Source organism: Moorena sp. SIO4A5 (genome assembly GCF_010672005.1).
GTDB lineage: Bacteria > Cyanobacteriota > Cyanobacteriia > Cyanobacteriales > Coleofasciculaceae > Moorena.
On sequence record NZ_JAAHHZ010000166.1, the window covers coordinates 1 to 12,168 of the forward strand.

Here is a 12,168-nt window from a genome sequence, read left to right on the forward strand (position 1 = left end):
TTGGCGCAGAAATGCTTGCCATTGTTGGTCATCAGGTTGAAACTGAGTCATGGCATCTCTCCTTGTTGTTGGATGATATATTTCCGTAGGGAAGTTCGAGCGTGGAAAAGACGAGACTTAACCGTTCCGAGAGCTATGCCCAAAATTTTAGCAACTTCCTTTTGTGGCACATCCTCTAAATCATGTAGCACCAGCACAGCACGATGGTTCAAGCTCAGTTGCTGCATTGCTTGTTGAATAATGTCCTGATAGTGCAACTGCATCAGATCAGGAGTGTAGGAAGACTTGGCATTTTTTAGGGGTAGATCAGCTGTGTCCTCTGGAAGTTGAAGGTTGAAGGCACGTTGCCGTTGCAACTTGCCCCGCTGATCCGATGCCACATTCCAGCAGATGCGGTAAAGCCAGGTGGAGAACTGTGAAGGTTGCCGTAGTTTTGGTAAGCCTTTCCAAACTCGTAGGAACACCTCTTGTACTAAATCATCAAGAGCATAAGCACCACATAGCTGATATATAGTTGACCTGACGCGCTGCTGATAGCGTCGGTATAGTTGGCGAAAACTCTGCTGGTTCCCCTGTTGGCACTGCAATACCAACTCTGTGTCTGTGCTGGTTGTTTTTGCAGCAGCAGAATCTTCTTTTGAAGCCTGGGCTGATCTGACTGACAACTGTGGGTTCTCCCTCACCGCTTTGTTTTCCTATGTTATTTAGACTCACTGGCCAACAGAATGGTTCAATTTGGTAAAAGTTTAGCCAGAAATGGAGCCAGCGGGGGTAGGGTGACCGGGTTTGGGTTAACTCGGAAGATAGAACAGTAAACAGCTCCAGGGATTGCTGGTCTTACTGACACAACCATCGGTCGCAAAACCCTACCCCCTAACCCCGTTTGCCCTACACCCAGTCAGCCCCTTAACTTTCTTATAATCACAAGAAACACGGAAAATTTGCAGATCTTTACCAACTCTTTAATGTCGAGGGACTTTTGATATGATTTACTTGTATTATTATTTCAATATAATTGGTTATTTCCATATATAGGTTGCATCTGACGGATGGCAGGTTTGGTAGCTAATCGGCCCCAATACCAAAAATTATTTTATTGTGCAATCTACCTAGGGGGAGTCCCTTAAGAACTTATGGAGTCTAGAAGTTCTATAGATATCGATATTAGCCAATACTTACTACTATTGAAACGTCGTTGGCTGCCAGCGGTTGCTATTTTCCTATTTACAGTTATCTCAGCGGCCTGGTCTACCTTGTTTCTCAAGCCTTCCTATGAAGCTGAAGGAAAACTACTGTTTAAAATAGACCGAACCCCTTTCTTGACTGGGTTGGGGGAGGAAATTGAACAGTTACGCCCTCTGGTTGATGCCCAGAACCCTCTGAGTACTGAAATTGAGGTGATTTACTCCCACCCGCTTCTGCAACAGATCATTGATCAACTCAACCTCACTGATAACGAAGGTCTACCTTGGGAACCGGAAGCCCTCAAAAGAAAGCTCACTGTCAAAATTGTGGGTGGCACCGATGTGGTTAGGCTTTCCTACAAGGGTAAGAACTCAGAAAAAGGGGCGGCGGTGATCAATCAATTAATGAGGCTTTATATAGAGAATCAGATCCTATCCAAAAAGTCGGAAGCAGCAAAAGCCCGTGAGTTTATTACTAACCAACTTCCTCAAAGTGAAGCCAATGTCAGGCAAGCAGAAGCTGCTCTACGCCAATTTAAGGAACGCAATCAGGTTGTATCCCTCACAGAAGAATCCCGGTCTTTGGTAGCGGTGATGGCTGACTTAGACAGCCAAATTACCACAGTTCAAGCTCAACTTGAAGAAGCCAATGCCCAAGCTGCTGGCTTGAGAAACCAGGTGGGTCTTAATCCCCAGCAGGCAATTGCTATCAGTGCCCTGAGTCAGTCTACTTCAGTACAGGGCGTACTCCAAGAACTGCAAGAGGTTGAGCGGCAATTAGCGGTTGGGAAAAATCGTTACGGTAAAAATCACCCGGTCATGATTCGGCTGACCAAGCAGCAACGCTCCCTCAGAGGTCATTTACAACAGCAGATTGATCAAATACTAGGCTCACAGAGTCTGGCTGGTACTCAGATACAAATTACTCAAGGGCTTTTAGAAGTTGACCAGCTCAAACAAAAACTGATTAGCGATTTTATTGAATCAGAAGTCAAACGTCGAAGTTTAGCAGAAGGATTAGCAACTCTTGCTAAGGCTAGAATTGCCTATGAACAACGGGTCAATGTTCTTCCTCGGTTGGAGCAAACTCAGCAGCAGCTCGAACAACGAGTCCAAGCTGCGCGCTTGACCTATGAAACCCTGTTGAAAAATCTCAATGAATTAAAGGTCGCAGAAAACCAAGATACCGCTAATGCTCGCATCATTGAGCCAGCAATAGTCCCTAAAAAGCCCTTAGGTGATAAGAAAATAAAGGTGTTGGCTCTAGGGGTGATGTTGGGGGTCACACTGGCCACGACTGCTGTTTTGCTCTTGGAAATGAGAGACCGCTCTATCAAAACTCTCAAAGAAGTCAAGCAGTTATTAAGATATCCTGTGCTAGGGGTGATTCCAGTTTTCAAGCACAAGAAGCTATCCCGTCGTCGGGATGACCTATTTTTCGGAGGGGAATTGCCCGTAACAGACCAGCCTCATTCCATGGTGAGTGAAGTCTACCGGATGATTCAAGCGAATCTGAAATTTCTCAGGTCTGATCACCCACTTAAAGTTATTGTAGTCACTAGCTCCGTTTCCAAGGAAGGCAAATCTACCGTATCAGCAAACTTGGCCGCTGCTATGGCTCAACTGGGGCGTCGGGTTTTGCTGATTGATTCCGATATGCGTCACCCCTGTCAGCATTATATTTGGCAAGTAATGAATGTGGCCGGTTTGAGCCAGGTACTGATTGGTGAAGTGCCTCTAGAGCTTGCCATCTGTCAAGCCATGGAAAATCTTGATGTTCTCACTGCTGGGGTAATGCCTCCTAATCCTTTGGCACTCCTGGATTCAAAGCAAATGGCTTCCCTGATTGAGGAATGTTCAACCCAATATGACTTTGTGATTATTGATGCCCCACCCTTACTTCTGACTGCTGATGCCCTTTGCTTAAGTCCAATGACTGATGGCATGTTGTTGGTGGCTCGACCAGGTGTGCTGGATTTTGCTAATGCTAATGTGGCTAAACAAATGTTAGATAGTTCCGGTCAGACGGTTTTGGGTTTGGTGGCTAATGGTGTCATTCAAAAAGATGAATCGATTGGTTACTTTTACCAGTCACAGGAATACTTCGATTATGGCTCAGTCAGAAGATTGGCACAGCGTAAAGCTGAGACTAAAAAAACCTCGAAGGTTTCCCGGAGATGATTTAAAACTATGACTTATGACTAATCGCTATTCCCGAAAATCAAACAATATAAATTAATGATTTAATTTCCTGGATTAATCCAGACTATAACTAGACTAAAACCCTATTGTTTGATTAGTTACCTATTTTTTATTAGTTAACGCCCTTAGGAAATAACTACTTAAATTATTCTTAGTGAGAAATGAAACATTATATCAAATCCGGTTAATCACTTCCCAACCAAAATAATCCCTGGATGGGAATCGGGAATTACTAATCGGTAATCGTCAACTAGGTAATGATAAATTAATAATTACCAATTAATAATTACCAATTACCTGCTCCATAAGATGATGATTAGTCAACCAGACCTGCTCTTATGGATTAGCTTTACTTATATATAAAATCTAGAATATTACCATGAAAACCCCTGTAATTGCTATTGGACTGGATGCAGCTGACCCGCTATTGTTGGAGAAGTGGATGTCCCAAGGACATCTGAAGACCCTCAACAAAATACGGCAACAAGGAATCTATGGTCGCCTGAACAATACCGTTAACTACAACAATAAGACAGTTGAATTTTCATCCACTGAACCCTTGTGGGTAATGTTTTCTACCGGTTGTTTACCAGATAAAACCGGTTTTTGGGATACCATAAAATTTGATCCAGAAACTTATAAAGTAGTCTGCGACAAAATTTATAGTGGATACGATTATAAAGAGTATAATCCATTTTATGCCTTAGGGAATGACTACCGGGTTGCTGCCTTTGATGTACCAGTATCAGGACTGTCAGATCAAATTAATGGCTTACAAATTTTGGGTTGGGGGGGACATTATCCCTTTGTGCCAAGCCATTCCCAACCGCCGGAATTATTGCCCAATATTATTGCCCAATACGGCAAAAACCCAGTGCTCCATAAAGATAATGGTCGCTGGTGGGATCCAGTTTATTTTAAATGGATTCAGGAAGCTCTAAAAACAAGTATCTCCACCCGCTCAGAGATTTGTCGGGATTTACTTCAGCGTGAACCGTGGGACTTGTTCGTGACCGCTTTTGGTGAAACTCACAGTGCTGGTCATGACCTGTGGGACCGCAGCCAACCAGATCACCAGCTCTACCCTTACCAGAGCAAAAAGAATGGTAAGGCTGGAGACCCAATGCTGAAAATCTTTGAAGCGGTGGATGATGCGATCGCAAAAATTATCGCTGCTGCCCCTAAAGATGCCTATATCTTGTGTTTCGCAGTTCATGGCATGGCGGCCAATGTTACCGATTTGATGAGCATGATGTTCCTGCCAGAATTGGTCTATCGGTATAACTTCCCTGGCAAATATGCCATTACTCCCAGCAAAATCGGAGTCACTCCCCCACCACCAATTACTCGTCCAATCCGCAACTCTTGGCCAGGGGAAGTATGGCGAAAGATTTATGAACCCAATCCCATTAAGCAGTTGTTCAACACCTGGACCCATAAAGCCTTTTTACAATCTGGCCAGCACGGTTTACTCTCTCCTTATCCCCTCATGAAGCACAAGGTGCAATTGGGTTGGATGCCAGCTACTCTATATACTCCCCTCTGGCCCAAGATGAAAGCCTTTGCTTTACCCGCCTTTGCTGATGGACATATTCGCATCAACCTCAAAGGACGGGAACGAGATGGTATTGTTGACCCTTCCGAGTATGATGCTCTGTGCGATAACCTAACAGACTTCCTTTATCGCCTTACCGATGGCAGGACAGGAGAACCATTAGTTAAACAAGTAGTGCGCACCCATAACGTCGCCACAGATGATAACCCCAAACTGCCAGATGCTGACCTAGTAGTCGTATGGCACGAGTGTCCCACAGATGTAGTTGATAGTCCTGATGTGGGACGCATTGGTCCAATTACCTATAATCGTCCTGGTGGTCACCGAGCCAGAGGCTTTTTGATGGCAAGCGGACCAGGAATTACCCCCGGTTCTAGTTTGCCAGAAGCTCATCCTGTAGATATAGCGCCAACCATCTTGAGGTTGATGGGAGCACCGATTCCGGACTACTTTGATGGCAAATCTCTACTTAGTCCGAATTTATCTATCTCAGCCTGAGATATAAATCAAACCTAGGGATAGGGTTTAATTTCCCTATCTGGGTAATTCCTGAGCCTCTTAGATTCAGCCGGTTTAAGGGTGTGGATGCACTCTTAGCTGGCCAGATGCTATTAAGTTTAAACAATTTCATTCATTGCTTTAAGCTGTTGTGCATTTAAATTCAAAACAGCTTAGCAACTTTTACATACAGTATTATGAATACAAATTTATAATTACAATTTTTCAATATAAACCAGGGTTCATGAGAAAACTGTTGGCATTTTTTGAACCAATTTTCACTACTGTTTCCTTGGTGCTCTATTCAGGAGGAGTACTCACTGTAATTTTATCAGGAGGCAGAAGTGAGGGGGATGTCATACAAGAATTTGATTCCTCCCTCAGTAGATTGCTGTTCGTATTAATTTATCTCGTTACCTTTTTCCTCCTAACACTACGGTGGAAAAAGGTACTTTATGTCCTCAGTAAAGATAGGTGGCTCAATCTGTTGGTGGGGATAGCAGTAGTATCTATTTTCTGGTCTTCTGAACCAACAACGACCATCAACCGTGCTGTTGCCCTAATTGGCACAACTTTGTTTGGTGTTTACCTCGCCAGCCGCTACACCATCAAAGAACAGCTAGAAATGCTGGGTTGGGCGTTCGGAGTAGCAGTATTGCTCAGTTTTATGTTTATTGTGGCTCTGCCGAAATACGGGATTATGGGGGGAGTTCATGCTGGAACTTGGCGAGGAATATACGTCCATAAAAATGTTCTTGGCAAAGTCATGGTGCCCAGTGCAGTTGTATTTTTGCTCCTGGCTATTCGGGGCAAAAAAAATAATTTACTGTTCTGGGGGGGGTTTGGCTTTTCCGTAATTCTTTTACTATTTACAACTTCCAAAACTGCACTGGTTAGTCTTATAATTATGTTACTATCTCTATATCTATACCGGATGTTACGGTGGCGATATGACCTACTGATTCCGACTATATTTGCCATGACAACATTCGGAGGCAGCGTCTTAATCTGGTTGTTAGATAATGCAGACGCTTTGCTAGGTGCAATCGGTAAGGATGCTACCTTGACCGGTCGTACAGAGCTATGGCCCTTCGTGTTGGACATGATTAATAAACAGCCGTGGCTCGGTTATGGCTATGGTTCATTCTGGAATGGCTTTAATGGTGAATCTGCCTATGTCTGGCGTGCAGTATTGTGGGCAGCTCCCAACGCCCACAACGGCTTGCTCGACCTATGGCTAGCTTTAGGAATCTTGGGAGTATCAATCTACCTAATTGGATTTAGTTTTAGTTTACTAAGAGCTATTGCTTGGCTTCGTGTAAGTAAAACATCAGAGAATCTCTGGCCATTATTGTTCTTAACCTATACCGTGTTAGCCAATATCACTGAGACGTCAGTGATGATACAAAACAATATCTTTTGGGTGCTCTACACATCTGTAGCTCTTTCGGTGCTTATTCCATTAGAGCGACAACCAAACCTATTGAAATGAACGAAAACTTTCAGTTATTAGTCAGCATTGTCATCAACAACTACAATTACGGTCAGTTTCTACCTCAAGCGATTGACAGTAGCCTGAGTCAGACTTATCCAAATACAGAAGTCATTGTGGTGGATGATGAGTCCACTGACAACTCTCAGGAGATTATCACTAGCTACGGTGATAAAATTATTCCTATCCTCAAGAAAAATGGTGGGCAAGCATCGGCACTCAATGCCGGTTTTTATGTCAGCCGTGGGGAGATTGTAATTTTTTTAGATGCTGATGATTACTTATTCCCTAATGCGGTGTCCGAAGTGGTCGCCGTTTGGAAACCAGGGGTAGTCCAGGTGCAATATCGTTTAGAGTTGGTCAATGCCCTTAGTGAATTCATTGGTATCTTTCCAGCTCCAGACATAAAATTTGATAGTGGCACCGTTTGGCCAATTTTGTTGGAGAAGGGAAAGTACAGCGGTACTGTAACCAGTGGCAATAGTTTTGCACGGTCAGCACTAGCTCAAATTTTTCCTATACCTGAATCTGACTTTACCATAGCTGCTGACGGCTATCTAGTCACCCTGAACCCATTTTATGGGCAAGTGCTATCGATTGAAAAACCCCTTGGGGCATACCGACAACATGGGAAGAATTTGTGGGCTTTTTCTAAGGGAACCATTCCCATTGAACGGTTTCGTCGGTCTATCAACCATGATTTTATCAAGTATAACTATTTAGTACGCAAGGCGACTGAGTTAGGCTATCACGTATGCCCGGATTTGAGCTTTCGTGACTCCAATCATTTGATTCACCGTATCGCTTCTTTACGACTAGATCCTCACCATCATCCTTTTGCTTCTGATTCCCCTTTAGTTTTAGCTTATAAAGGATATTGGTCAATCTGGAAATATTCTAAATTTAATTGGAAAAAGAAGCTACTCTGGAGTCATTGGTTACTGTGGGTAGGGATAATGCCCTATAGTATGGTAAAACCAGTAATTTATTGGCCGCTTAGTTCAGCATCTCGTCCTAAAATTATTCTATGGCTAGTGAAACTAATCCGCCAAGTGATACGCATATTGACGTATAAACAATCGACCTATTAACTCATGTTAAATAGAGCTTAAATTTCGGGTGCATCTCATCTTTGTAAAAACATCATTGATAAAGCATTCCATTTAAGTAAGCACAGCGAAAAAAAATAATCTTATTAACATTTTTAATATTCCATTGTGCTCCTGATAGTTTAACTCGCATTCCTATTTGCTTAATGCCCGATTCAATTGCTCCTGAACCTAGGGAACTAATTCGTTATATCTGATAGTATTCATAGTTAATTATTCGATTTTTATGAGTTTCTATATAGTTGCAAAAATTTTGTGCTACTTTCTTTTTTAAGCCCCTAAATAACTCTAAAGTCTCTGCCACTTTTCCTGACCAGAGTAACTTTTCGCCTTTTTTTAAACGTGTTAATGAACCTCCCACTTTATAAAGATTTTCCTTTAGATGATACCAATCCAATATTTCTCTTCTTTGATCGGGTTCTCCCAGGTCTTCAAATAAGTTCCAAATTCCTTGATGACCATCACCTGTACAAAAAAACGGATTGAGAAGTTTTTGACTATTTACCCAATCTATTAAAACTTGATTTTCTTGAAAAAATGCTCCTATATATGTTCCATTCAAACACACTGCTTTATAATCTTTCCATTCACAGGGCTTACCCTTTTCTTCTGTACGTAACCTGATTTTTCCTCCATCTAAGCTTACTTCTTGTATTCCTAATCTAGATTCTGGCAAGTCTAAATCTTGCTTTTGAACTAATCTCTGTAACGTACTATGTGAAATTTTGATTCCCGTCATTGCCCATAAATCTTCCTCAGCTCTCTTATAGGATTCATTTGCACAAATTATCAGAGCATTTTTTTCCAGTTTTGGACTCAATCGACTATGAGGCTTTAGCTCAAAATAATCCGCCTGTTTATCAGTGATTTCTACCTCTCCTAATATCGTTTTTATTCTTCGAGGTCTGCCAATTTTAACTTGACTGACTTCTGAAAAAAAAATTTAGCTATCTCTGGGGAAACTTCTTCTTGGATATAGTCTCTTAAGGTTGTTTCTAGATCCTCAAATCTTTGCTTATTTACTGGGGGTGTGTGGCGATATAAAAGTTGAGCGACAGCTTTTAAATGTTCTTTTAGCTCTTGCTTTTATTCCGGACTCAAGTTCATAATTTTTAGTAATTATTAAAAATAGGTTATTTCCAATCATATCATGATTTTGGTATTTTTGCAAAAGTGAGATGCACCCCTTAAATTCTTGGTATTATCTGGTTATTCATAATAACAAAAAATTAATTTATTATTAGCTAATTAGTTCAGACTCTCGTGCTCAAATTATGCTCTGGCTAGGGAAAATAATCCGTATTAATCCCTAGATTTGCGTAGTGCTGATCAGCAAACTTACTTAGGATAATCAGCAATATAGTCAATTGTTTTGTCGATTTTTATATAGGTAGAATTAATGGCGAAATAGCAGTGCCATATGACGAGAGAGTTGTTAGTGACTTTACCGAACTTTTTAATCATTGGAGCCCAAAAGGCTGGAACTACCTGGTTAGCCCATAATCTCAGGGAACATCCTGAGGTATTTATACCTGCAAATGAGATTCATTACTTTAATAAGAGGTATAATCTCAATCAAGGTATTGAATGGTATAAAAAACATTTTGCTGATGTTAATGGGAAAAAAGCAATTGGAGAAAAAACTCCTAATTACTTATGGATCGATCCATTGCCTGATGCCCAGGGTAAAGTCTACTATGACCCTCTCGAAGAAATTTCCTATTCCCATCGACTAATCTACGAGACATTGCCTGAAGCCAAACTTATTGTAGTCCTAAGAAATCCAGTTGAACGAGCCATTGCTGCTATAAATCACTTTATCAAAAATGGAGCTATATCTCTAAATTATGACCTTGATGACCTATTAATTGGTGATAAACAACCCCTAGTTGAGCGCTATGGCATCATCGATATGGGACGATATTATCGCCAACTGCAAGCCTACTATGAATACTTCGATCCTAAGCAAATGCTAATTCTAGTCTTTGAAGAAGACATTGCTCAAAACTCAGAGGATTCTATGAAAAAAGTTTGTGAATTCCTTGACATAGATTCTTCCTTTGATTTTAGGAAAAAGTCTAAGAAAGTCCATCAAAGCACTAGTTCACCAATTGCTCGTTATCTGGGAACCCGTTTCCCATTTATGCGTGGGTTGATCAATCGTGTTGATCAGCGCTTACCCTTACAACACCAAAAGCTTCGCCCCAGTCCATCAGCGATTCAAAAACTCTACACCATCTATGCCAATGACAATCAAAAGCTATTCAAATTATTGGGGCGGGAGATATCGGCATGGTATAGCAAAGAATTAGTGGGATTAAGCAGCTAGTCAGCCTAAGGGTGAGGATAATGAAAAATTAGCCATCTAAGCAGGAATAAATCAGATAATATATAAGTTGCCTTCAGAGGTATTATGATGCTAACTTTTATAGTAATATCTTTGATGGCAACTTGGTATAAGTCATACCAATTCCCTGATTGTCTTCTTAGTCTGGGTAATCAGAGATAATTTTCGATCAGTTACCAACTTGGCAGATAATCCTGGCAGCGAAAAGGTATGCTCCAAATTACTTGATATGAATTTTCAATCCCTCAAATCCAGGCTCATTGGCATATTTCAGAAATCCCTAGTACGTAACACCTTGTGGATGCTATTGGCTAAATTTCTGAAGATGATTGTCCAAGCCGCCTACTTCGTGATGATTGCTCGTACCCTCGGTGCTCAACAGTATGGTCTGTTTGCTAGTTTGACGGCTTTAGCGGCGATTATATCCCCTTTCGCAACCTGGGGGAGTGGAGATGTTTTAATTAAAAATGTTTCTAGAAACCGAGCCTTATTCAAGGAATACTGGGGCAATGCGCTGTTGATGATTTTTACCTCTAGTTTGGTGCTAATTGCCTTAGTTATGCTTATAGCTCCAGCTATTTTACCTAAAGAAACGTCGCCCCTGCTAATATTTTTGGTATTTTTGTCTGACTTACTCTTTTTGAAAATTTTAGCCACCGCTGGTCAGGCATTTATCGCGGTCAGTCAGCTTAAGCACACCGCCCAGATTCATTTTTTACTCAGTCTAAAAAACTTAGTGGCAACACTTTGTTTTGTCAGCTTCTTTCAGACATCAGATATTGTAGTTTGGGGAGCTTTATATCTGGCTAGTACAGCAATAGCAGCTGGGGTTGGATTTCTGATGGTACATCGGATGTTAGGAACTCCTAAATTGGCAATATCAAAGATCAAGCCGGAGATGCTTCAGGGATTCTACTTTTCTCTCAACCTTTGTGCTGAAACGGTTAACAACAATGTAGATAAAACCATGCTAGCGCGTCTTTCTACATTACAAGCTACAGGTATATATGCTGCTGCATACCGTTTAATTGATGTGGCATTTGTCCCTGTACAATCTCTGTTAGCGGCTTCCTATGCCAAGTTTTTTCAGAAGGGAGCCGCTGGCATCCAGGGAAGTCTCAATCTGGCCAAGCGTCTATCACCAATTGCTGGTATGTACGGAATAGCTGCTGGTATCGGGTTGTTTATCTCCGCTCCAATGGTACCCTACATTATAGGTGATGACTATAGGGAGGTAGTCAATGCCTTACGTTGGTTAGCACCGATACCGTTTTTTAAAGCCATGCAGTTTTTTGCGGCGGACACCCTGACTGGTGCTGGATTTCAAGGGTTGCGTAGTAGCATACAAGTAACGGCAGCTCTGTTGAACTTTTCGTTAAACCTTTGGTTAATTCCTCTGTATTCATGGAAGGGAGCTGCCTGGTCAAGTTTAACCTCAGATTCCTTGAGGATGCTCAGCTTATGGCTATTAGTGTTTGTCTTATATCGGCAAGAGGTGACTAGAAGCAAGCGCCTTCAAGAATCGGAACATTAATCTTTATCCCCTTTCTCTAAGAGGGATGTAACCTAAGATTGTTAGGTAATTGCTCATGGGTAATTGCTCATGGGTAATTGGTCATGGGTAATCGGTAATCGGATCACCATTACCCATGACCTTGGCTGATTTTTACAAAAAATTTGCTGTTACTTAGGATGAAATTTCACTTTCTTTAATAAAGCTTTACATAATTTTTACGGATATTCTCTTAGAATCAACTAGAGCTAGCAATAAGTCTCTGGCA

General features: G+C 41.6%; 7 protein-coding genes and 1 pseudogene. 6 read left to right on the forward strand and 2 right to left on the reverse strand.

The features are described from left to right. Positions 1 to 47 precede the first annotated feature (47 nt). Positions 48 to 683 (reverse strand): sigma-70 family RNA polymerase sigma factor, encoded by a 636-nt coding sequence (locus tag F6K57_RS30290; RefSeq protein WP_293071900.1) that lies wholly within the window; start codon positions 681 to 683, stop codon positions 48 to 50. A 450-nt stretch (positions 684 to 1,133) separates the two neighbouring features. Between F6K57_RS30290 and F6K57_RS30295 the strand changes: the two genes are divergently transcribed. From F6K57_RS30295 to F6K57_RS30310, 4 genes are all read left to right on the forward strand, one after another. Next, on the forward strand, positions 1,134 to 3,365 hold the full coding sequence (locus tag F6K57_RS30295; protein ID WP_293071901.1) for a polysaccharide biosynthesis tyrosine autokinase: 2,232 nt from the start codon (positions 1,134 to 1,136) through the stop codon (positions 3,363 to 3,365). Positions 3,366 to 3,765: 400 nt separating this feature from the next. Then, positions 3,766 to 5,439 (forward strand): alkaline phosphatase family protein, encoded by a 1,674-nt coding sequence (locus tag F6K57_RS30300; protein WP_293071902.1) that lies wholly within the window; start codon positions 3,766 to 3,768, stop codon positions 5,437 to 5,439. Between the two features lie 244 nt (positions 5,440 to 5,683). Next, complete coding sequence (locus F6K57_RS30305; protein WP_293071903.1) at positions 5,684 to 6,931, forward strand: O-antigen ligase; 1,248 nt, start codon at positions 5,684 to 5,686, stop codon at positions 6,929 to 6,931. Next, positions 6,928 to 8,022, forward strand: a complete 1,095-nt coding sequence (locus F6K57_RS30310; protein WP_293071904.1) for a glycosyltransferase — start codon at positions 6,928 to 6,930, stop codon at positions 8,020 to 8,022. The genes F6K57_RS30305 and F6K57_RS30310 overlap by 4 nt, the downstream gene beginning before the upstream one ends. A 52-nt stretch (positions 8,023 to 8,074) precedes the next feature. Here F6K57_RS30310 and F6K57_RS30315 read toward each other — a convergent pair. After that, positions 8,075 to 9,147: pseudogene (locus F6K57_RS30315) on the reverse strand (ISKra4 family transposase). Positions 9,148 to 9,460: 313 nt separating this feature from the next. Between F6K57_RS30315 and F6K57_RS30320 the strand changes: the two are divergent. Together F6K57_RS30320 and F6K57_RS30325 are read left to right on the forward strand one after the other, a co-directional pair. Continuing rightward, complete coding sequence (locus tag F6K57_RS30320) at positions 9,461 to 10,369, forward strand: sulfotransferase (RefSeq protein ID WP_293071905.1); 909 nt, start codon at positions 9,461 to 9,463, stop codon at positions 10,367 to 10,369. Positions 10,370 to 10,616: 247 nt separating this feature from the next. After that, positions 10,617 to 11,921 (forward strand): oligosaccharide flippase family protein, encoded by a 1,305-nt coding sequence (locus F6K57_RS30325; protein WP_293024928.1) that lies wholly within the window; start codon positions 10,617 to 10,619, stop codon positions 11,919 to 11,921. The last annotated feature ends 247 nt before the right edge of the window (positions 11,922 to 12,168 follow it).

Excerpts from the sequence above, each read along its gene's own strand:
- F6K57_RS30295 (WP_293071901.1), top strand. The coding sequence starts at position 1,134 with ATGGAGTCTAGAAGTTCTATAGATATCGATATTAGCCAATACTTACTA.
- F6K57_RS30320 (WP_293071905.1), top strand. The coding sequence starts at position 9,461 with ATGACGAGAGAGTTGTTAGTGACTTTACCGAACTTTTTAATCATTGGA.
- F6K57_RS30305 (WP_293071903.1), top strand. The coding sequence starts at position 5,684 with ATGAGAAAACTGTTGGCATTTTTTGAACCAATTTTCACTACTGTTTCC.
- F6K57_RS30325 (WP_293024928.1), top strand. The coding sequence starts at position 10,617 with ATGAATTTTCAATCCCTCAAATCCAGGCTCATTGGCATATTTCAGAAA.
- F6K57_RS30300 (WP_293071902.1), top strand. The coding sequence starts at position 3,766 with ATGAAAACCCCTGTAATTGCTATTGGACTGGATGCAGCTGACCCGCTA.
- F6K57_RS30310 (WP_293071904.1), top strand. The coding sequence starts at position 6,928 with ATGAACGAAAACTTTCAGTTATTAGTCAGCATTGTCATCAACAACTAC.